The organism is Pseudomonas sp. ArH3a (assembly GCF_022648765.1).
In the GTDB taxonomy this organism is placed as follows: domain Bacteria; phylum Pseudomonadota; class Gammaproteobacteria; order Pseudomonadales; family Pseudomonadaceae; genus Aquipseudomonas.
The window spans coordinates 6,721,462-6,742,420 of record NZ_CP080330.1; the positions used below are offsets into that span (position 1 = coordinate 6,721,462).

Below are 20,959 nucleotides of genomic sequence, written 5' to 3' on the forward strand. Positions count from 1 at the left end.
ATTTCGCCAGCACCCCAGACCATGCTTCAACAATTTCTGCATGACTTCGGCTACTTTGCGCTCTTCTTGGGCACGTTCTTTGAAGGCGAGACCATCCTGGTTCTCGCAGGCTTCTTGGCGTTCCGTGGATACATGGATATCAATCTGGTCGTGGTCGTTGCCTTTTGTGGCAGCTACGCCGGCGACCAGCTGTGGTACTTCATGGGGCGCAAGCACGGCCGCAAACTGCTGGCGCGCAAGCCGCGCTGGCAATTGATGGGCGACAAAGCGCTGGAACATATCCGTAAGCATCCGGACATCTGGGTGCTGAGCTTCAGGTTCGTCTATGGTCTGCGCACCGTCATGCCTGTGGCGATTGGCTTGTCCGGTTACCCGCCTTTGCGCTATTTGGTGCTGAACGGCATTGGCGCAGCGGTGTGGGCGGCAGCGCTTGGCGCTGCGGCGTACCATTTTGGCGCGGTATTGGAAGGCATGCTGGGCAGCATCAAGAAATATGAGCTGTGGGTGTTGGGCGCGCTACTGCTGCTGGGCTTAGGCCTGTGGCTGCGTCGCCGCTTCAAGAACGCACGCATTGCCCGCCAGGCCTGCGAAGATGCAAAAGCCCGGCTCGCCGCCGAGCCCGCCACGGTCGAGGCGCCTAAGACGCCAATCGAGTAAGCCGGTCTCTGCAACAGTAGAGGCCGATCACGCTGAGCAAGCTGTAACTCACCAGGCCCAGCCAGCCCAAGTTGCTGGCCGGCCACAGCCCGACCGCCGGCGCCAGCCACACCAGCGGCACATTCAGCCCCAGGCGCACCAGCTCAGCCTTTAGCGCCCAAGGGCGGTTCTCCAGGGCCACGCCCAGCGTAAACAACCCCAACGCCATCGCACTCCAGCCCAGGATCAGCGCCGCCGTAGACAGCCCTTCGCCAAAATTCATCAGATAACTGCCAAACCCCACATACGCTGCAAATTGCAGGGCGATGTAGACCTGCTGGCGCGCGTCCAACGGCACTTCGAATTTGCGGAACTGGCTCAAGTCAGGCTTAGCCAGCGGGTATTTGGCTTTAACGTCTGCCGGGCGCCAGCCGGTGCGCATGAACCAGATGCGCAGCTTGTCCCACCCGCTCTCGGTACGTCGTGCGTCACTCCATAACTGCGCATAAAACTGCAGGTTGGCCCACAGCGGGTTCCAACTGGCTAAAGGCGTGGTGACGCCAAAGATCACCGGTTCGTTATCGTCTTCTTCCTGGAAACTGCCGAACAGGCGGTCCCAAATAATGAACACCCCGCCGTAGTTGCGATCCATGTAGAGAGCGTTCTGTGCATGGTGGGCCCGATGATTGGACGGTGTGACGAAGAACCACTCGAACCAGCCGAGCTTGGGCACATGGCGGGTGTGCACCCAGAATTGATACAGCAGATTGAGCGACGCCACGCTGATAAACACCACCAGCGGCACGCCCACCACGGCCAGAGGCAAGTAGAAGATCCAGCTCAGCAGAAAGCCGGTGCTGGTCTGGCGCAAAGCGGTGGTCAGGTTGTAGTCCTCACTCTGGTGATGCACCGAGTGCGCGGCCCACAGAATATTGCGCTCATGGCCGCAGCGATGCAGCCAGTAGTAGCAGAAGTCGTAGAAGACGAAGGCGAACACCCAGGTCCACACGCTCTGGGCAGGCAGTTCGATCAGTGCCAGGTGCTTGAGGGCGAACGCGTAGGTCAGCAGGCCCACGCCTTTGGTCAGCAGCCCCGTGGTGGTCGAGAGCACGCCGGTGCTGAGGCTGTTGATGGCGTCCGCCACCCGGTAGTTGCGCTCGCCGCGCCAGTGGTCGGCGAGCAGCTCAACCACGATCAAGGCGATGAAAAACGGTACCGCGTAAGGCACGAAGTCCATGGGCTAGTCCGGTCTATTTTTGTTACATCAAGATTAGGTGTAGCGGAGCAAGATCCCATTGGCAACAGGTGACAAATTAGTAGACATTTAACGCCATGAAATAGGGAGAAATACTCATGAGCAAAAAAGTTGCAGTGATCCTTTCCGGCTGTGGCGTGTACGACGGTGCAGAGATACACGAAAGCGTCATCACCTTGCTGCGCCTGGACCAGCGTGGCGCCCAGGTTCAATGCTTTGCGCCGGATATCGCTCAACACCACGTGATCAACCACCTCACCGGCGAGGAAATGCCTGAGTCGCGCAATGTGCTGGTCGAATCGGCGCGCATCGCCCGGGGTGACGTGAAGGACATCCGTGAGGCCAGCGCCGAAGACTTCGATGCGCTGATCGTGCCCGGCGGGTTTGGCGCGGCGAAGAACCTGTCGAACTTTGCCGTGGAAGGCGCCGGTTGCAGCGTCAACCCGCAGGTGCTGGCGCTGGCTGAAGCGTTTGCTGAAGCGGGCAAGCCGGTGGGGCTGATCTGTATCTCGCCAGCACTCGCCGCGAAGATCTACGGCCCCGGCGTCACCTGCACCATCGGCAATTGCGCCGACACCGCCGCTGCCCTGGACAAGATGGGCGCCACCCACCAGGAATGCGGGGTTGAGGATATTGTCGAGGACAAGGCACGCAAACTGGTGAGCACCCCGGCCTACATGCTCGGCAAGAGCATCAGTGAAGTGGCGTCAGGCATCAACAAACTGGTGGATCGGGTGTTGGAATTGACCCACGAGAATGATTGATCGGGTCGCCGAACACTTATGTTGTGGCTAGCGGGCTTGCCACGAAAAGCCCGCTCCCCACAACAAGCCTTGCTCGCCACAACAAACCCGTCAGCCACAAAAAGCCCTGCTCACAAGAGGTCAGGCCTGGCGCATCAACTTGGTCAGTATCCTGTCCAGCGCATTGGCAAAAGCCTGCTTATCCTTTTCCCCATGGGGCGGTGGGCCGCCGCCCATCTGGCCCTGCTCACGCAGATCGGTAAACAGGTTACGCACCGCCAACCGTTCGCTCATGTTCGCCGGGCTGAATTCCTTACCGCGTGGGTCGAGGGCCGTCACGCCCTTCTTCACCAGGCGGTCGGCCAGGGGCACGTCGCTGCAGATCACCAACTCCCCAGGCACCGCGTGCTCCACCAGGTAGTCATCCGCCGCATCTGGGCCGCTGGGCACCACAATCAGCTTTACACAGGCGAAACTCGGCTTGATCTGGCTCTGCCCCGCCACCAGCACCACCTCGAACTCGCGCTTGAGGGCGAACTTCACCACTTGGTCCTTGGCCGCCCGTGGGCAGGCATCGGCATCGATCCATACGCGCATGGTTAGGCCGCCACGCGGCGTTTTTCAGTCAGGCGGCTGCGGCCGTACAGCACCACAATCGCCAGGATCGCCACCGCCTGCGCACTCAATGAGTAGGCATCGGCGTGGATGCCCAGCCAGTCGAAGTCAAAGAACGCCACCGGCCGCGTGCCGAAAATGCCCGCCTCCTGCAACGCTTTGACGCCATGCCCGGCGAACACCACCGACAAGGCACACAGCAGCGCCGCGTTGATGCCAAAGAACAACGCCAATGGCAGCTTCGCCGAACCGCGCAGGATTACCCACGCCAGGCCCACCAGCAACACCAGCGCCGTGGCGCCGCCCGCCAGTACCGCGTTGTGCCCGGCGGGGCCGGCTTGCAGCCACAGGGTTTCGTAGAACAGGATCACTTCGAACAACTCGCGGTACACCGAGAAGAACGCCAGCACCGCAAAGCCAAATCGCCCGCCGCCGCCCACCAGGCTGCTCTTGATGTAATCCTGCCAAGCCGCTGCGTGGCGTCGGTCGTGCATCCACACGCCCAGCCACAACACCATCACGCTGGCGAACAACGCCGTACAGCCTTCAAGCAATTCGCGCTGGGCGCCGCTGACGTCAATCACATACGCCGCCAATGCCCAGGTCGCCAGGCCGGCCAACAGCGCCAGGCCCCAGCCGACGTTCACGCTGCGCACCGCCGACTGTTGGCCGGTGTTACGCAGGAACGCCAGGATCGCCGCCAGCACCAGAATCGCTTCCAGGCCTTCACGCAACAGGATCAGCAAGCCGGAGATGTAGCTCAACGACCAGCTCAAGCCATCGCTGCCCAGCAAGCCGGCAGATTCGGTGAGTTTGCCCTTGGCCACGTCCAGGCGCTGTTGCACCTGCTCGATCGGCAGGCCGTCCTGCAACGACTGCCGGTACGCCATCAGGGCTTTCTCGGTGTCCTTGCGCACGTTGGCATTGACGTTATCCAGCGAGCTTTCCACCAGCTCGAAGCCTTCCAGGTACGCGGCCACCGACAAGTCGTAAGCTTGCTCGTGATCACCATTACGGAACGCGGCGAGGCTCTTGTCCAGCGTGCTGGCGGTGTAATCGAGCAACTGCGCCGGGCCACGCTTGACCTGCGGCGGTTGCGCGCGCTGGGCGCGGAACGTCGCGGCCGCGCCCGGACCACTGGCTGCCAGCACTTCATTGGGGGTCTGGCGGGCCAGGTCGGCCAAGTTGAACGGTTGTTCGCTTTTGGCCGCGGCCGGGTCAGCCGTGAAGCCGGCGATGTAGGTTGCCAAGTCCCAGCGCTGACGGTCGTCCAACTGATCGGCGAAGGACGGCATGTCGGTGCCTTCAACGCCCAGGCCGAGCGTGTTGTAGATCGCATAGAGGCTGAGGCGATCAAGGCGCACGGCATCGCGCAGGTTAGCGGGCGGCGGCGTCATGCCTGTGGACGCTGGGCCATCACCCGCGCCCGCAGTGCCGTGGCATACCGAGCAATGCTGGGCATAGAGCGGTGCGCCACGCGCGGGGTCTGGCGTGATCGCCGGCGCCTGGCTGACTTCATACGCCACCGCGAGCTTGGCGCCCAACTGACGGGCTTGGCGGGCGACTGTCGCGCCATCCTGATGAGCGGTTACAGCCGCTAACAATTCGTCGACGCCCTTGACCAGCTCCGCGCGCTCCGGCCTTTGCGGCAGTTCAGCCACCAAGCCCTGCAAAACGCCGAGAAACTCTAGCTGTTCGCGGTATTCAGACTCATCGATAACCTTGCCCGCCTCCACCGTCGGTGGGTAGTCAGCACCAATGTAATCCAGAAGATGCAGGGCTTGCGGGGCGCCTTCGGCAGTCGCAGCCAGCAGGTTGAAGCTGCACGACATCAACACCGGCAACAGCAGCCAGGCGAGAAAACGGTAGGGGGCAGTCATGAATGAATCTCAAGTGGAAATGCGAAGTAACACATTGTTTATCGTTAAAAGGTTTGACTCAAGGCGTTAATGATTTCTCGTCGGAAGGGATGCGTTATTTCGAGATACCAGCGATGGCATTTGTCGATTACATCACAGCAAAAAGCCATTGTTTTGCCACTCGCGGTGCCTATAATGCCGCGCCCTGTTATTGCGAAAGGGAATTTATTTCCTCGTTCTTATGAGGAACTAGCACATCGGCTGATGACTTTCAGGGAAGACGTTTACATGGCATTTCGCGCCTTGACCCCACTCGCACTCGCGGCGGTTACCTTGTTATCCGGTTGTACGATGTTTCGCAGCTACGACACCGAGCTGCAAGCCACCAACCAACAGCTGGCCACCGGCAATGTCGACGGCGCCCTGACCCTGTTGGAAAAGAACAACACCGGCGAAGACAAGGACCTGCTCTATTTCTTTGAAAAGGGCGAGCTGTTACGTGCCAAAGGCGACCTCACCGGTAGCCAGACCGCCTGGCGCAGCGCCGACCTGCAAGTCTACAAGTGGGAAGAGTCGGTCAAGTTCGACAGCGAGAAGTACCTCGCCCAGTTCGGCAGCTTCATGGTCAACGACAAAGTGCGTCGCTACGAGGGTTATGACTACGAAAAGGTCATGCTGACCACCCAGATGGCCTTGAACCTGCTGGCTTTGAACGACTTCGATGGTGCCCGCACCGAGATCAAGAAGACCCACGAGCGCGAAGCGGTCATCGCCGACTTGCGCGACAGGGAATACCTCAAGCGCGAAAACGAAGCCGAGCGCCAGGGCGTCACCACCCAGATCAAAGACCTGCGCGGCTACCCGATAGAAGCACTGGATGCACCGGAAGTGGTCGGCCTGAAAAACAGCTACCAGAGTGCGTTCAGCCATTACCTGGCGGGCTTTGTCTACGAAGCCCTGGGCGAAAGAGACCTGGCGGCGCCCGGCTATCGCAAGGCCGCCGAGCTGCGCCCCAATACGCCGCTGCTGGAGCAAGCGTTGCTGAACCTGGACAAATCCAAGGTCGGTGCCGACGAGACCGACGTGCTGATTGTGGTCCAGAGCGGCCTGGCACCGGCGCGTGACTCGATTCGCCTGCCACTGCCGATCCCGATCGACGGCCGCCTGGTGATCACGCCGCTGTCGTTCCCGGTGATCAAGGCTGACAACTCCACGGCGACCTTTGCCCAGATCGGCGTCGACGGCAAGCAACAGAACCTCACCGCACTCAACAGCACCACCGCCATGTCGCGCCGCGCCCTGCGTGACGACATGCCGGGGATCATCCTGCGCACCACCGTGCGTGCGGTCAGCCGTGGCATTGCGCAAAACAACCTGAACAAGGCCAACCCCATGGCAGGTCTGGTACTGGGCATCGCCTCGGCCGTGACCGAAGGGGCCGACACCCGCACCTGGCGCACGCTGCCGGACATGACCCAAGTGACGCGCCTGCGCCTCAAGCACGGTGACCATCAGGTCAGCCTGCCCAACGCCCTGGGCGGCACGCTGGTGACGGTCAAGGCCGATCAGCGCTACCAAGTGATCACCCTGCGCGTGGTCGGCAACCAAGTATTCGCCGGCGGCCTCGCGGCCCGTGTAGTGCCGAGCACTTCCACTCAAGCCATCGCCCTCAAACAACCTTAAGGAGCACGCTATGCGTCATTTCATCCTCGGCGCCCTGGCGCTGGTCCTGCTCGCCGGCTGCGCCACTCCGCCGCCGCCGGAGCCTGGCAGCGCCGCCAGCAAAATCGTGGTGATGGGCAAATTCAAGGGCATCGCCGTCGGCGCCATTCGTGTGGCCCGTGAAAACGGCTTCCTCACCGCCAAAGTGCAGTTGAGCAACATCACCAGCAGCAACCAGATGATGTACTACCGCTTCGCCTGGCTGGGTGCCGATGGCTTCCCGGTAGGCGATGAAGAAACCTGGAAAGTGCTGAACCTGTACGCCAACCAGGCAACCTTCCTGCCGGCCATCGCTAACCTGCCCCAGGCCGCGGACTTCCGTCTTGAAGTGAAAACCCCTTGAGCCGCTGCTCTATCAGAATTCAGAGAGATTTCCCCATGTTTGCACGCTTCTCGATCATCGCCGTCGTCGCCCTTCTGGCCAGCGGTTGCTCCAACACCTCGCCGGTACTCGGCGGCAAGAACATCAGCTACGGCGACACCAAGGCTGTGGAACTGGTGACTAACGAGTTCGGTTCCACCGACCTGCAGATGATCGCCGAAAGCATGACCCGCTCCCTGGCTCAGTCCGGCATCCTGCAAGGCCGCCCGGTGGTGCAGGTGTATGACGTGAAGAACAAGACCAGCGAGTACATCGACACCCGCGAGATCACCACGTCGATCAAGACCCAATTGATGAAGACCGGCACCGCCCGCTTCGCCAGCGATAACACCGACATGCAAAGCCAGGTCGACCAGCTCAAGCTGCAGAACCAGAGCGGCTTGTACAAGAAATCCACGGTCAGCAAGACCGGCAACATGGTCGCCGCCAAGTACCGCCTGGAAGGCTCCATCAGCTCCATCGTCAAACGCAGCTCGGACTACAAGGACGTGTTCTACAAGTTCAGCCTGCAGCTGATCGACGTCGAGAGCGGCCTGGCCGAATGGATGGACGAAAAAGAAATCCGCAAAACCACGGAGCGCTAAGCAATGCGTGCATGGATCGGCATGATCGGCCTGCTGTGCGCCTTTGGCGCCTCGGCCGCCCCGAAGATCGCGGTGACCGACCTTGCCTACGAGGCGCGGGTCGAGGAATACATCCACGCGGTTTCGGCCAGCAATAACTTCCAGGCCAGCGCGTATAACGCCAGCGGTGCGTCGAGCTACAGCGAGTACGAAAGCCGCACCAGCTACATCGAACAGACCGAGCTGCGTAAATTCAGCGGTGATATCAAGGGCGAGATTCTCAAGTCGCGCCAGTTCCAGCTGGTGCAGGGCACGCCTTACACCGCCGATGCCAAGGGTGACGTGTATGACGTGATCAAGCGCATCAAGGCCGGCAACTTCAAGGGCGCGGACTACGTGTTGTTCGGCACCCTGTCAGACATCGACTTCACCCAGGACATCAACGCCCTGGACCACACCAATAGCTATTCGGCCGTGCTCGGCCTGACGCTGGTGGCGGATTTCAGCCTGATCAACACGCGCACCTTTGAGATCACCTCGGCGTTTACCGCCATGGGTGAAGGCCAGGACACGAAGCTGGTGAACAGCCGCGATGTTCGCGTGAGCTTGAACCGGCCGCGCGTGGTGAAGGAAGTGTCGAAAGCCTTGGGTGAGGATGTGGCACGGCAGTTGGCGGAGCAATTGGGCGGCGGGTATCAAGACCCGGGCAAGCCTGCGCTGCGCAATAACCTGCCAAGGGATGAGGCGCCGAAGATTCTGCGCTGAGCCGCGACTTCACAAGCAACACAAATCAAATGTGGGAGCTGGCTTGACTGCGATGCAGACACCTTGGTGTATCAGTTACACCAAGGTGCTGCTATCGCAAGCAAGCCAGCTCCCACATTTTTAATCTGGTTTCGTCAGTTACGCCGTTGCGCGATGCAAGCTGGCGAGAAAGCCAGCAGCGCCAACAAACAACCCGGCAAACGTGCGGTTCATGCGCTTTTGCTGCTTAGGCGTGCGCAACATGCGCAAGACCTTCGACGCCAGCCCCGTATAGCCTGCCATCACGATCATATCGACGCTGATCATGGTCGCGCCCAGGATCAGGTACTGGATCAGCAGCGGCGCCTGCGGGTTCACGAACTGCGGCAACACCGCCAGCATGAACACCAGGGCCTTGGGGTTGCTGGCGTTGACCAGGAACCCACGGAACATCATCGCCATTGGCTTGCCGATTGGGCGAATCGCCGCGTCCTCGCTCATGTCCATGGGCAAGGCTCGCCATTGCTTGATCGCCAGGTACACCAAGTAGCCCACGCCAAACCATTTGATCGCATAAAACGCGGTGGAAGACGCCGCCAGAATGGCACCCAGGCCGCCCGCGACCACGGCAATCTGCATCGCCAGGCCCAATTGCAGGCCAATGGCATTCCAGTAACCGCGCAGGAAACCGTATTGCAGGCCGCTGGACATCGAAGCGATGGCACCGGCGCCAGGGGAAAGGGAAATGATCCAACTGGCCACGAAAAAGGCCAGCCATGTGTCGAGTGCCATTACACACCTCAGGGAGAGAGTTAGCGGTTGTACCTAAAGCTAACTCCGCCGACCAAAGGCTGGCTATCTATTTTTGATCGGGCTGGCTGCTAGCGGTCGCCCGGAAACACATGAGTGCCAGGCCAGCGCCGCACCGAGCGCTGGAAGAACAGGCTGTTGGGCACTTGCACCATTGCGCTGTCGGTGCCCGCTTCTTCGACTTCGATCAGCGTGGTGTAGAGCAGATTGATCGCAACGACCCGGCCTTTGACGCCCGGCTTGTCGACGGTATCCACCAGCTCGACGATGTCACCGAGGCGGAACGGCCCGACAGTAAAGATCAAGATCGCGCACAACAGGTTGGACAGCACCGACCACATGGCGAAGAACGCCACGGCAGCCACCGCGACAAACCCCGACAGCGCCGTCCACAACACCGTGGCGGACACACCGAGGCGGCCCAGCACGAAGATCAGCGCGCTGCCCATGATCAGCCAGCGCAAGCCTCCGCGCAGCGGCATCAGCAGTTGCGGCGGGAACGGATAACGCTCACCCAGACGGGTGAGGCCTTTGGCGACGAAGCGTTGGGCAAGGTAGCCGGCCAGCAGGATCAGCAGGATTTGCACGCCGACCCAGGCAGGTTCGACCCACTGCGTCGGCAACGGCAATTGCAGCGCTTCCATCAGGACAGCGCCTCCAACTCCGCTTGCAGGCTTTCGAGCAGTTCGAGGGCTTCCATCCAGGTTTCCTCCAACTGACCTTCACGCACCTTGAGCTTGGCCTGTTCGGCGAGCAGGTCGCGCAGTTCGTCCTTGCGCGCCGCCTCGTACACGGCGCTGTCACCCAGGCTGGCTTCGATCTTGGCCAGGCGCTCGTGCACCTTGCCCAGTTCGGCTTCCAGCTTGTCGGCTTCGCGCTTGTGCGGTGCCAACTGCTGGCGCAGTGCGGCGGCAGCCTGGCGCTGGGCTTTCTTGTCAGTCTTGTCCGGGTTGACCGGCGTATTGCTGGCCGGCGCGTTGCGCAGGCGGTATTCCGTCAGCCAACGTGCGTAGTCGTCCAGGTCACCGTCGAACTCTTCGACTTTGCCGTCAGCCACCAGCAGGAAGTTGTCGGTGGTGCTCTTGAGCAAGTGGCGATCGTGAGAGACCACCAGCACCGCACCACTGAACTCCTGCAAGGCCATGGTCAGCGCCAGGCGCATTTCCAGGTCCAAGTGGTTGGTGGGTTCGTCAAGCAGCAGCAGGTTCGGCCGGTCCCAGGCGATCAATGCCAGGGCGAGTCGGGCCTTTTCGCCACCGGAGAAATTCAGCACCGGCTCATCAATGCGCGCGCCACGGAAGTCGAAGCCGCCGAGGAAGTCGCGCAGGGTTTGCTCGCGCTCGGTCGGCGCCAGGCGTTGCAGGTGCAGCAGCGGGCTGGCCTTGGCATCGAGGGAGTCCAGCTGATGCTGGGCAAAGTAGCCCACCACCAGGTTCTCACCACGGGTCAGGCGGCCAGCCAGGGGCTGCAATTCACCCGACAGGTTCTTGATCAGCGTCGACTTGCCCGCACCGTTAGGGCCGAGCAAACCGATGCGCGCGCCCGGCGTAAGCTGAAGTTTGACCTTCTCCAGGATGGTTTTGTCGCCATAACCCAGGCGTGCATCCGAAAGATCCAGCAACGGACTGGAGATTTTCACCGACTCGCGGAAGACAAAGTCGAACGGCGAATCGACGTGGGCCGCCGACAGCTCTTCCATGCGCTCCAACGCCTTGATCCGGCTCTGGGCCTGACGGGCCTTGGTGGCCTGGGCCTTGAACCGGGCGATGTAGCTTTCCATGTGCGCACGCTGCGCCTGCTGCTTCTCGAAAGCCTGTTGCTGCTGGGCCAGGCGCTCGGCGCGCGCACGTTCGAACGCAGTGTAGCCGCCACGGTACAGGGTGATTTTCTTCTGTTCGACGTGGGCGATGTTGTCGACCACGGCGTCGAGGAAATCCCGGTCGTGGGAAATCAGCAGCAAAGTGCCCGGGTAGCTCTTGAGGAAATCTTCCAGCCACAGGATCGCATCAAGGTCCAAGTGGTTGGTCGGTTCGTCGAGCAGCAACAAGTCCGAGGGGCACATCAGCGCCTGGGCCAGGTTCAGGCGCATGCGCCAGCCACCGGAGAAGTCGGCGACCGGGCGATCCATCTGCTCGTTGGTAAAACCAAGGCCAGCAAGCATCTTGCGGGCGCGGGCGTCGGCGGTGTAGCCGTCGGCACTGTCGAGTTCCGAGTGCAGGCGGGCCTGGGCGGCGCCGTCCTGGGCTTTCTCGGCCTCGGCCAGGTCGTGTTGCACCTGACGCAGGCGCTGGTCGCCATCGAGCACGTAGTCGACCGCGATACGGTCCAGGGTGTCGATCTCCTGGCGCATATGGGCGATGCGCCAGTCGGCCGGCAGCAGGCAGTCCCCGGAATCCGGGGTCAGCTCACCCAGCAACAGAGCGAACAACGTGGATTTGCCGGCGCCGTTGGCACCGATCAGGCCGGCTTTGTGACCGGCGTGCAGGGTCAGCTCGGCGTCTTCAAGAAGACGTTGCGGGCCACGCTGTAATGTTAGGCTTTGAAGTCGGATCATAATGGCGGCGGAGTCTACCAGCTTCGTTGGCCGCTGGCTTGGGTGTGAATATGTGCGCTGACCTGTGGAGCTTTGCCCTCTCGATTTACGCCCGCCCGGGCGTCGAGGCCGCTTGCCTGCGTTTACAGGCCAAAGGCGCGGATGTGTGCCTGCTGCTCTGTGGCGCGTGGCTGGAGCAACGCGGCGTGGCGTCGACGCCCGAACGCATGCAGGCGCTGCAGGACATTGCGCGGCCGTGGCAGAAAGAAGTGGTCGAACCGTTACGACAGGTGCGCGTGCAGTGGCGAACCATGGCGCAGCAGGATGAGCCATTGGCGGCGTTACGCGAACGGGTCAAAGCCCTGGAGCAGGAGGCGGAACGGGAGTTGCTGACGCGGCTGGAGACGCTAACGCAAGCATGGCCGATCGGAGAAAGCGAGGATCACCAAGGATGGCTTGAAGGCTTGGCGACCGAAGCCGCCAACCTTGACCACGACGCGCTGCAATCGCTGCGCGCCATGGCCACCGGCACTTAGGAAGCGCTGGTTGGGGTGGTGCTTGGCGCTACCGGTGCAGGGGTGCTGCTGGCCGATGCGGTTGGCGCGGTGGACGCAGCCGGGGTAGCAGCCGGGGCTGCTGGCTTGGCCGGTGCAGGCTTTGCAGCAGCAGGTTTTGCGGCTGCTTTTGCAACTGCTGGCTTTGCAGCTGGTTTTGCAACTGCTGGCTTAGCGGCTGGTTTGGCAGCAGCAGGTTTGGCAGCCGGCTTAACGGCTGGCTTCGCAGCAGCTGGCTTGGCGGCTGGCTTGGCGGCTGGTTTCGCAGCAGCAGTTTTGGCTACTGGCTTGGCGGCTGGTTTCGCAGCAGCAGGTTTGGCTACTGGCTTGGCGGCCGGTTTCGCAGCAGCAGTTTTGGCAACTGGCTTGGCGGCCGGTTTTGCAGCAGCAGTTTTAGCAGCTGGCTTGGCAGCTGGTTTCGCAGCAGCAGTTTTGGCAGCTGGCTTGGCGGCCGGTTTCGCAGCAGCAGCTTTGGCAGCTGGCTTGGCGGCCGGTTTCGCAGCAGCAGCTTTGGCGGCTGGCTTGGCGGCCGGTTTCGCAGCAGCAGCTTTGGCGGCTGGCTTGGCGGCCGGTTTCGCAGCAGCAGTTTTGGCGGCTGGCTTAGCGGCTGGTTTTGCAGCAGCGGTTTTGGCAGCTGGCTTAGCGGCCGGTTTCGCAGCAGCAGTTTTGGCGGCTGGCTTAGCGGCTGGTTTTGCAGCAGCGGTTTTGGCAGCTGGCTTAGCGGCTGGTTTTGCAGCAGCAGTTTTTTTAGCCGCTGGCTTGACCGCAGTCTTAGCCGAAGCCTTCGACGCAACAGCTTTTGCCGGAGTACGAGCGCCCAGCACTTTAGCCACAGCTTCTTTCACTCGACCAACGCCCTGGGCCAGCTTCAAGCTTTCCTGAGCATCGCGTTTGAGTTGGGAAATGTAGGTACGGGTTTCAGCTTGGCGATCCTTGAGAGCGTCCAGCAGGTCCTCAAGTTCTTTGACCGCGCCTTTGGCTTTGGCTTGAGCCTTGGCCTTGCCGGCAGTGGCGGCGTCTTGCAGTTTGGTGCGGGACTTGTGCAGCTTTTCTTGCGCTTTACCGCGTTGTTTTTCCAGTTTGGCGAGCAGTTTTTCTGCATCGGCCAAGGCCTGGGAACACGCGCTTTCCAGATGTTCGAGCAAGCTGCCCGAAAGTTGTTGGAGCAAATGCAACGGGGTATTTACAGGCTTCTGTTTGGCCGACATGGTTTACCTCCTGGCTGACGTGGGTGCGGCTCATACTAGCCCTCTGCTCTTACCGCCGCTAGGGCATGTTGACAGTATCGTTTGCCTTGCGTTGCACCGTGCGAAAAATCTTATCGATATAACGAAAATCCACGGCACTTTTTGCGCACTCACACTGGCATAATCCGTCGCACTTTCGGCGGGAGAATGCTCATGTCGCGTTACCTTTTTTTAGTGCTTGGCTTGGCGGTTTTTGCAGCCAATGCGGGTGAGCAATCGCCGCCCAAAACCACTGCCCAAGACCCACACGATCTTGCCTACAGCCTGGGGGCGAGCCTCGGCGAACGCTTGCGCCAGGAAGTCCCCGACCTGCAGATCCAGGCCCTCGTCGACGGCCTCAAGCAAGCCTACCAAGGCAAACCACTGGCGCTGGACAACGCACGCATCGAGCAGATCCTGGCCCAGCACGAAGCACAAAGCGCAGCCGACGCCGAGGTGCCAAGCAGCGAAAAAGCACTCGCCGCTGAGCAGCAATTTTTAGCCAAGGAAAAAACCGCAAGCGGCGTACGCGAATTGGCAGATGGCATCCTGCTTACGGAACTCACACCCGGCAACGGCAGCAAACCGTTGGCCAGTGATGAGGTACAAGTGAAATACGTGGGTCGGTTACCCGATGGGACCGTCTTCGATAAGAGCACGCAGCCGCAGTGGTTTCGCCTGGACAGCGTGATCAGCGGCTGGAGCAGCGCCCTGCAACAAATGCCGGTAGGTGCGAAATGGCGCCTGGTGATTCCATCGGCGCAAGCCTATGGCGCCGACGGTGCAGGTGAGTTGATACCCGCGTATACGCCGCTGGTGTTCGAGATCGAATTGCTCGGTACCCGCCACTGACCCAATAAAAAACGGTGCGCCGTGCGCACCGTTTTTTTTCTCGCCGCGAAGGGTCAGGCCTGGGTGGCCGCCTCTTCCTTGTGGGCGTTGTGCAGCACTTCGATCAGGCAGTCTTCCAGTTCGAAACGCTCATGTAGCAACCCACCGAGCTCTTTGAATTTTTCCGCAACACATTTGCCGGCATCACACAGGTCGGTGAACGCCAGCAGCTTTTCCGTGATGACATCAATGCGTGGGTAAAGGGTCTCGGCCAATTCCAGACCGCGCTGATCATCAAAGGCTTCCGCCTCTTTGGTCAGTTGCTCGTAGACCCCGAAATGGCCGGCAGACACGTAGTCCACCAATACACCGCAAAAGTCTTGCAGCGGTTCGCGATTCTCAGCCAGTGCCTCGGGCTTGGCGCCGAGAGCATCAAAGGCTCGAACCAGTTCGTGACGTGCCTTCAACCAGCTGTCGATCAGCTTGTGCACCCCACCCCAGCGTTCCTGAGCATTCTGACAACTTTCCAGCATGATGATCTCTCTTCCCTATAGGGGGCGCTGCCGCTCTGTGCCCGCGCAACTCAAGGATAAAGCGGCAGCCGGACAAAGCCGCATCTGACAAACGGTTTCGATAATGCGTGCGGGCCAGATTATGCCCGCATGACTATCGCTTCAAGGTACGCAGGAGAGAAAGTTCATACAAGTGTTTAATCCCTTCCTACCCACTGCGACTTACTTTTACTGCGTCGCAAGGCCCAAGCGGCGGCCGAATAACAGCGGTGAAAACTGCATGATGCCCAGGATCAGCATCGCCACGAAGAACAACAGGCTCCACTCGGGAAGGCTCAAGTCAAACAGTGTCCAGTTGATCTCCACGCAATCAACGGTGCCTTTGACCGTCAATTGCAGGGCCTGCCATAACGACAGGTTTTCGATCATGTACTGCAAGCTCGGCCAGCAATCGGTGGCCTGCTCCGGCGCGGCATTTTGTAGCAGCACTTGCCGCACGGCAGTGATGGCGCCGAGCAATGCACACACCATGCTGCCCATCGCATAAAAGTAGGCCGCAGAGCGCCGTGGGCTATGGAACGCAGCCATCAAATTGATCAGCGTGAAGGTTGCCAGAAAGATGCGTTGCATCTGGCACAGGAAACACGGACGGAGCAGCGCGCCATACTCAAGATAAAAAGACGCACCCAACGTCAGCGCACCAGCCATGAACGCCAGGAAAAACAAGGAGCGTGAAGGGGCCAAAGACATTGTTATCCGTACCGCAAGAGATAGGTCGTTACGGTAGAGGAAAGGCCCGACCCCTTTCAATACGCGCTAGAGCAGACAATTCCGCAAGAGCATGGGGATATGCCGCCAGAACATGGATGACTTCAAGCCGTCAGCAGTAGGAATTTACTACGCAGGGCTTTAGACCCAGCATTTGCACAGTGATGGAGGGCTGGCCCTCAGACGCTTCTGAGCCAACCTCCACCCTCTTTCCTACTTCAAACCCGTGCAGGAACGGGTAATGGTGCGGCCAACAGACGGCTGTCCAACAGGCCAAGCCCTTCTTGGAACAATTGGTTGCTACGCTCCGTGTCACCTAATTGGGCAAGCAGACGCGCCAGCTCAGCGCATGCCTCAGGATTGCGCTGCACCTGCAGGCTGTTTTCCAAGTAGTCCCGGGCCTTGCCCCACAAACTGGTTTGCAAACACAGGCGACCCAGGGTCAGCAGCAGGCTGGCATCACCCGGATGGTCCTTCAGCCAGCCTTCGGCAAATTTCAGTTGTCGAGCCGGGTCTGCGCCACGCAGCAAACCGTAAAGCCGGATCAGGTGGCTGTCGTAACCGCGCTTGATCGCGCCGCGCAGTACCTCCTCGGCCTTGGCATCGGCGCCCAATCGACGCAGTTGCTCAGCGTAAGCCAGCACCAGTTGTGGCTCCTGGCGCTGGGCGGAAGTCAGTTGCTCCCATGCCCGGTCCAAAGACTGTAAACCGGCCTCGCCCTGCTCTTCACGCTGGGCCGCCAGGCCAAGGTTTTCACCCCAGGCGCGACGCTCCAGCTCAGCTAATTCGCTGGCGGGAAGCACCTTGTCCTTGCGCAACTCCGGCAGCAGACGGATCACCGACGGCCAATCGCCCCGCTGCTGATGCAAGCGCTGCAACTGACGCAACACCTGCGGGTTATGCGGATGACGCTCGTGCATCGCTTGCAGGGTGACCAGCGCACCTTCAGTGTCGCCGCGGTCCATCTGCAATTGCGCATGACTCAAGGCGACCGCCAGCTCCGCCTGGGGCTGACGCTCCAAGGCGCGCTCCAGCAAAGCGTCAGCCTCTTCATAACGGCCCTGCTCATTGGCCGCACGCGCTGCGCCAAGGTAGTAGAGCAACGGTTGACGCTCGGCTTCGGCGGCACGGTGCAGGTGGCGTTCGGCGCTGGCCCAGCGGCCTTCGGCGAGGTCCATCTGGCCCTGTTCAATCGCGATCTGTACCCGACGGCTCCGGTTGCGCCGCGACCACGGGTTGACCACGCCACCGGAGGTGGTGAGCAAGCTCAGCAGCACGCGGATCAAGTAGATCACCAGAACCACTGCAAACACCGCCACCAGCGTGGCCCACAGGCTCGACTCGTAATGCAGCAGATGCGGGTAGGTAATCAGCACGTAACCGGTGTGTTTCGAAATACCCACAGCCAGTGCCAGGGCGATTGCAATCGCCAGCACCAAAATCACATAGAAGCGCTTCATCGGCTCTACTCCTTGGTCGCCGGCGTGCCCGCCGACGCCTTGGCTTCATCGGCAGACAGATGACGGCGTTCAAGATAGGCCTGCACGGCGGCCAGGCTTGCAGCCAGGTCCGGCGTGACCACAGAGACGGCCTTGGGCTCAAGCTCGGTAATCCGCGCCAGCATCGCCTTGCTCTGCGGGTTGTCCTGGTTGAAGTTGTCTTGCAGCACGCTGCGCGCCTCACCCAGGGAGCGGCTGTACACCGCCGTTTCACCGTTGAGCGCGGCCCATTGCGCTTGCTCAAGGGCCAGGCTCAGGGCCAGGCGCACTTGGTTCAGGCCCTGGCCGGCAAGCAACGGACGAATGTTGTCGTCAGGGTTGAAGTCGATGCGGAAGTAGCGAGAGATCTGCTCCCACCATTCACTCCAGCGGCTTTGCGTATCGGTGGTTGGGCGCCCTTGGGAGGCCGGTTCGGTGAGCTGGTATTGCGGGGCAATGGCCGCCAGTTGCACGACCTGATCACGCAGTGCCGCCAGTTGCAGGTACAGGCCGGTGCGGTCCGGCTGCTCAGTGCTGCGCAGCGCGGCGAGGCTCTTGGCCAACTGCTCACGCGCGGCATAGGAACCTGGGTCGCTCTGCTCGCGCAGAATTTCGTCGGCGCCCTGGACTAGCGACTGAGCACTGTTGATGTCTTGAAGTGCGGAAAGACGCAAGCTGGCCAGGCGGATCAGGTGCTCGGCCTCGGCCAGCCGCCAGTCCTGGCGGCTGGCACCCAGCACGGTTTCCAAGCGCTGGCTCAAGCGCTGCTGATCACCCTGCAACTGGGCGACCAGACGGCGACGCTCCTCCAGCTCATCCGCTGCGGGCAACTGTGCCAAACGAGCGGCCAGCTGTTGTTGGCTCTGCTTGAGCGCCTGGGATTGGTCATCGAGGGTCTGCACCTGGCCCAGCTGTTGCTGGCTGCTGGCTTGCAGGGCGCGGACCTGCCAGATGCCCCAACCGCCGGCGGCAACACCTGCGGCGCCAAGCAACAGGGCTACGATTGCCAGACCATTGCCACGGCGTGGCGCGCTGACCGGTGACTCAACCGGCACATCAAGTGCGGGTTGGGCTTCATCTTTAGGCAAGGCTGTTTCGCTCACGTATCCGTCCTTTGCGTATCAGAGAGTGGGGCGGCGGCCTTATATGGCACAGCTGCGCAACGCCACTAACAAAGCCGCGGCACTCGCGCCGCGACAATCCACAACTTTTTCTGCGCCAGCGGCCCGCGCCATTTCATAGACCCGCGGGCTGGGCACGAACAACGGCAGCTGCGCTACCTCAGGCCAATCTTCGCCAGCCAAGGCTTGCAGGTGCAAAAAACCCTGCCCACTGCTGACCACCACGCCGTTCAAGCGTTCCAACTGGATGCGTTGCATCAACGCCCCCGGGTCGTAAGCCGGAAGGAAACGACGATACAACTCCAGATAGTCGACACTAGCACCTTGCTCGCGTAAACGCTCAGCCAGCAGCCCCCGTCCACCCTCGCCACGCAAGATCAGCACTCGGGCATTTGGCTGTGCAATAGCCTCGCGCAAGGCCGGCAATGCAAGCAAGGCCTCGCTGTCGTCGCCGCTTGGCGGGTAGTGAACAGTCAGGCCGTGGTTGGCCAGTACCTGCGCGGTGGCCGCGCCGACGCTGAACCACGGCAACTGCGGCCAGGGCTGATCCAACAGTTGCAAGGCCAGTCGCGCAGCCGGTTTGCTGACCACAATGACCGCGTTATAACGGCCCAGGTCACGAAAAACCGCCTGCTGCTCAGCCGTTACCGGCAAGGCTTCGATGCCCAGCAATGGCAGGCTGCTGCTGAAAATGCCGGCGTCGGACAGCGTCGCGGCCAGGGCCAACGACTCCTCGGCAGGCCGCGTCAGCAGCACACGCCAGTCGGTCACTGCGGGCCGGCCTCGCCGTAGACTTTCTGCAGAATGGCGCCAGCGCCCTTCTCCAGCAGCTCTTCTGCCACCTGGATACCCAATGCGGTGGCATCGCGTTGCGGCCCGCGCACCTCGGCGGTGAGCAGCGTGCCACCTGCCGGGTCACCTACCAAGCCGCGCAACCAAAGGTTTTCGCCTTCGAGCACGGCGTAGCAGGCGATCGGCACCTGGCAGCCACCGTTGAGGTGTTTGTTCAGGGCGCGCTCGGCCGTCACACGGACTTCGGTGTCTTGATGATCCAGGGGTTTGAGCAGGGCGTGAATTTCGCTGTCGGCAGTGCGGCACTCGATGCCCACTGCGCCCTGGCCACCCGCAGGCAAGCTGTCTTCGACGCTGATGGCCGAGGTGATACGGTCTTCGAAACCCAGGCGAATCAAACCGGCCGCCGCGAGGATAATCGCGTCATATTCACCGGCATCCAGCTTGGCCAGGCGGGTGTTGACGTTGCCGCGCAGAAAACGGATTTGCAGGTCCGGGCGCCGGGTCAGCAACTGCGCCTGGCGACGCAGGCTCGAGGTGCCGACGATGCTGCCCAGGGGCAGTTCTTCCAGCGATGCGTAGGTGTTGGAAACAAAGGCGTCGCGCGGGTCTTCGCGCTCGCAGATGCAATACAGGCCCAGGCCTTCGGGGAAGTCCATCGGCACGTCTTTCATCGAATGCACGGCGATGTCGGCTTCGTTTTCCAGCAGCGCGGTTTCCAGTTCTTTGACGAACAAGCCCTTGCCGCCGATCTTCGACAATGGCGAGTCCAGCAGCTTGTCGCCGCGACTGACCATGGGCACCAGGGATACTTTCAGCCCCGGATGGGCCTGCTCAAGACGGGCTTTGACGTATTCGGCCTGCCACAAGGCCAAGGCGCTTTTACGGGTGGCGATGCGGATTTCGCGAGAGGACATGGATCAATCCGTACTGAATAGATACGGCAGATAATAACAGCTCAGGCAAATACGCTTTGATTTGAATCAGCAAGTGCGGGGCCTCCCTGGCCGCATCACACCGGGATAAAGTATGCAGACCGCGCCAAAGGCCTTGGGCTAAAGCTGCTGCATCATCTTGCGCACACCCGCGACGTGGCGTCGGCTGACGATCAAGGCGTCGCCGTTAAGCCCTTTCAGGAATAACTGAAAGTGCCCAAGAGGCGTGCGCTGCAGGCGTTCTATTCGCTCGCGGGCCACCAGCGCGTTGCGGTGGATGCGCACAAAGCGGTCGCCGAATTCATCCTCAAGGGCTTTGAGCGGCTCATCGAGCAAGACTTCGCCGTCCTCGTGACGCAGGGTCACGTACTTGTGGTCGGCAATAAAGTAAACCACCTGGTTCAGTGGAATCAGCTCGATACCTTTGCGCGTCCGCGCGCTGATATGGCTGCGCGGCCCATTACCACTCTGGGCTGCCGGCTGGGTCAGCGCGGCGAGTTGCACGCGGTTAGGGCGCTCGGCTTTTTTCAGGGCCTTGAGCAGCGCTTCGGCGGTCACCGGCTTGGCGACAAAGCTGACACCACTGTCTTCGAGCGTCTGTGCAGAAAACTCTTCTTGAGCTGCACACAACACCACGGCAGGCGGCGATTCTCGCTCGCTGAGGCGGGCGGCCACTTGCAGGCCATCAAGGCCCGGCAGGCGAATATCGAGCAAGACCACATCCGGCTTGAGGCTGTCGATCAGCGTCAACGCCTCCTCGCCGTTGGTGGCACTCGGTTCAAGGACTGTATAACCCTCGAGTTCACTGACCAGACGGCTCAGTCGCTCGCGGGCTTGGGGTTCGTCATCAACGATCAGGACATTCATATTGCGCTGGATT

General features: G+C 61.1%; 22 protein-coding genes. 8 read left to right on the forward strand and 14 right to left on the reverse strand.

What is annotated here, in order from left to right:
• Window positions 1-21: 21 nt before the first annotated feature.
• Window positions 22-657 carry a DedA family protein gene (locus K0P33_RS31055; protein ID WP_242153430.1) on the forward strand — a complete coding sequence of 212 codons (636 nt, stop codon included), beginning with the start codon at window positions 22-24 and terminating at the stop codon, window positions 655-657.
• On the opposite strand, the gene K0P33_RS31060 is transcribed toward K0P33_RS31055, so the two are convergent.
• On the reverse strand, window positions 638-1,873 hold the full coding sequence (locus K0P33_RS31060) for a sterol desaturase family protein (RefSeq protein WP_094948773.1): 1,236 nt from the start codon (window positions 1,871-1,873) through the stop codon (window positions 638-640). The genes K0P33_RS31055 and K0P33_RS31060 overlap by 20 nt on opposite strands.
• A 116-nt stretch (window positions 1,874-1,989) precedes the next feature.
• Between K0P33_RS31060 and elbB the strand changes: the two genes are divergently transcribed.
• Window positions 1,990-2,655, forward strand: a complete 666-nt coding sequence (gene elbB, locus K0P33_RS31065; protein ID WP_094948772.1) for an isoprenoid biosynthesis glyoxalase ElbB — start codon at window positions 1,990-1,992, stop codon at window positions 2,653-2,655.
• Between the two features lie 120 nt (window positions 2,656-2,775).
• Here elbB and K0P33_RS31070 read toward each other — a convergent pair whose 3' ends face one another.
• Window positions 2,776-3,231, reverse strand: coding sequence for a YaiI/YqxD family protein (locus K0P33_RS31070; RefSeq protein WP_094948771.1), 456 nt, complete (start codon window positions 3,229-3,231; stop codon window positions 2,776-2,778).
• Window positions 3,232-3,233: 2 nt separating this feature from the next.
• A complete protein-coding gene (locus K0P33_RS31075) occupies window positions 3,234-5,129 on the reverse strand; it encodes an FTR1 family protein (protein WP_094948770.1) in 1,896 nt (631 codons plus the stop codon).
• Between the two features lie 267 nt (window positions 5,130-5,396).
• Between K0P33_RS31075 and K0P33_RS31080 the strand changes: the two genes are divergently transcribed.
• Genes K0P33_RS31080 through K0P33_RS31095 form a run of 4 tightly spaced genes read left to right on the forward strand, consistent with a single transcriptional unit; the run spans window position 5,397 to window position 8,540 of the window.
• Window positions 5,397-6,791, forward strand: a complete 1,395-nt coding sequence (locus K0P33_RS31080) for a hypothetical protein (protein WP_242156152.1) — start codon at window positions 5,397-5,399, stop codon at window positions 6,789-6,791.
• A 10-nt stretch (window positions 6,792-6,801) separates the two neighbouring features.
• Window positions 6,802-7,173: a YcfL family protein gene (locus K0P33_RS31085; RefSeq protein ID WP_008439304.1), complete on the forward strand. Its 372-nt coding sequence runs from the start codon at window positions 6,802-6,804 to the stop codon at window positions 7,171-7,173.
• 35 nt (window positions 7,174-7,208) lie between these two features.
• Window positions 7,209-7,796, forward strand: coding sequence for a penicillin-binding protein activator LpoB (gene lpoB / locus K0P33_RS31090; protein ID WP_094948768.1), 588 nt, complete (start codon window positions 7,209-7,211; stop codon window positions 7,794-7,796).
• 3 nt (window positions 7,797-7,799) lie between these two features.
• Window positions 7,800-8,540 carry a penicillin-binding protein activator LpoB gene (locus K0P33_RS31095; protein ID WP_094948767.1) on the forward strand — a complete coding sequence of 247 codons (741 nt, stop codon included), beginning with the start codon at window positions 7,800-7,802 and terminating at the stop codon, window positions 8,538-8,540.
• A gap of 138 nt (window positions 8,541-8,678) precedes the next feature.
• On the opposite strand, the gene K0P33_RS31100 is transcribed toward K0P33_RS31095, so the two are convergent.
• From K0P33_RS31100 to K0P33_RS31110, 3 genes are all read right to left on the reverse strand, one after another.
• Complete coding sequence (locus K0P33_RS31100; RefSeq protein WP_094948766.1) at window positions 8,679-9,311, reverse strand: LysE family transporter; 633 nt, start codon at window positions 9,309-9,311, stop codon at window positions 8,679-8,681.
• 89 nt (window positions 9,312-9,400) lie between these two features.
• Window positions 9,401-9,973: a mechanosensitive ion channel family protein gene (locus tag K0P33_RS31105; RefSeq protein ID WP_094948765.1), complete on the reverse strand. Its 573-nt coding sequence runs from the start codon at window positions 9,971-9,973 to the stop codon at window positions 9,401-9,403.
• Window positions 9,973-11,883, reverse strand: coding sequence for an ATP-binding cassette domain-containing protein (locus K0P33_RS31110; RefSeq protein ID WP_242153433.1), 1,911 nt, complete (start codon window positions 11,881-11,883; stop codon window positions 9,973-9,975). The genes K0P33_RS31105 and K0P33_RS31110 overlap by 1 nt, the downstream gene beginning before the upstream one ends.
• A gap of 50 nt (window positions 11,884-11,933) precedes the next feature.
• Here K0P33_RS31110 and K0P33_RS31115 point away from each other — a divergent pair, with 50 nt between their 5' ends.
• On the forward strand, window positions 11,934-12,398 hold the full coding sequence (locus K0P33_RS31115) for a TIGR02444 family protein (RefSeq protein WP_242153438.1): 465 nt from the start codon (window positions 11,934-11,936) through the stop codon (window positions 12,396-12,398).
• Here K0P33_RS31115 and K0P33_RS31120 read toward each other — a convergent pair.
• Window positions 12,395-13,624: an AlgP family protein gene (locus tag K0P33_RS31120; RefSeq protein WP_242153442.1), complete on the reverse strand. Its 1,230-nt coding sequence runs from the start codon at window positions 13,622-13,624 to the stop codon at window positions 12,395-12,397. The genes K0P33_RS31115 and K0P33_RS31120 overlap by 4 nt on opposite strands.
• 192 nt (window positions 13,625-13,816) lie before the next feature.
• Here K0P33_RS31120 and K0P33_RS31125 point away from each other — a divergent pair, with 192 nt between their 5' ends.
• Complete coding sequence (locus K0P33_RS31125; protein WP_094948761.1) at window positions 13,817-14,494, forward strand: FKBP-type peptidyl-prolyl cis-trans isomerase; 678 nt, start codon at window positions 13,817-13,819, stop codon at window positions 14,492-14,494.
• Window positions 14,495-14,547: 53 nt separating this feature from the next.
• Here the strand turns inward: K0P33_RS31125 and rsd are convergent, their stop codons facing one another.
• From rsd to K0P33_RS31160, 7 genes are all read right to left on the reverse strand, one after another.
• A complete protein-coding gene (gene rsd, locus K0P33_RS31130) occupies window positions 14,548-15,006 on the reverse strand; it encodes a sigma D regulator (RefSeq protein WP_094948760.1) in 459 nt (152 codons plus the stop codon).
• Between the two features lie 207 nt (window positions 15,007-15,213).
• Window positions 15,214-15,735 (reverse strand): disulfide bond formation protein B, encoded by a 522-nt coding sequence (locus K0P33_RS31135; RefSeq protein WP_242153445.1) that lies wholly within the window; start codon window positions 15,733-15,735, stop codon window positions 15,214-15,216.
• Between the two features lie 236 nt (window positions 15,736-15,971).
• The gene (locus K0P33_RS31140) at window positions 15,972-17,213 is read right to left on the reverse strand and encodes a heme biosynthesis protein HemY (protein ID WP_094948758.1); all 1,242 of its coding nucleotides are present in this window, start codon (window positions 17,211-17,213) and stop codon (window positions 15,972-15,974) included.
• A 5-nt stretch (window positions 17,214-17,218) separates the two neighbouring features.
• On the reverse strand, window positions 17,219-18,334 hold the full coding sequence (locus K0P33_RS31145) for a uroporphyrinogen-III C-methyltransferase (RefSeq protein WP_242153448.1): 1,116 nt from the start codon (window positions 18,332-18,334) through the stop codon (window positions 17,219-17,221).
• A gap of 39 nt (window positions 18,335-18,373) precedes the next feature.
• On the reverse strand, window positions 18,374-19,123 hold the full coding sequence (locus K0P33_RS31150; RefSeq protein WP_094948756.1) for a uroporphyrinogen-III synthase: 750 nt from the start codon (window positions 19,121-19,123) through the stop codon (window positions 18,374-18,376).
• Window positions 19,120-20,061, reverse strand: a complete 942-nt coding sequence (hemC, locus tag K0P33_RS31155) for a hydroxymethylbilane synthase (RefSeq protein WP_094948755.1) — start codon at window positions 20,059-20,061, stop codon at window positions 19,120-19,122. The genes K0P33_RS31150 and hemC overlap by 4 nt, the downstream gene beginning before the upstream one ends.
• 138 nt (window positions 20,062-20,199) lie before the next feature.
• Window positions 20,200-20,946, reverse strand: coding sequence for a LytTR family DNA-binding domain-containing protein (locus K0P33_RS31160; RefSeq protein ID WP_094948754.1), 747 nt, complete (start codon window positions 20,944-20,946; stop codon window positions 20,200-20,202).
• Window positions 20,947-20,959 lie beyond the last annotated feature (13 nt).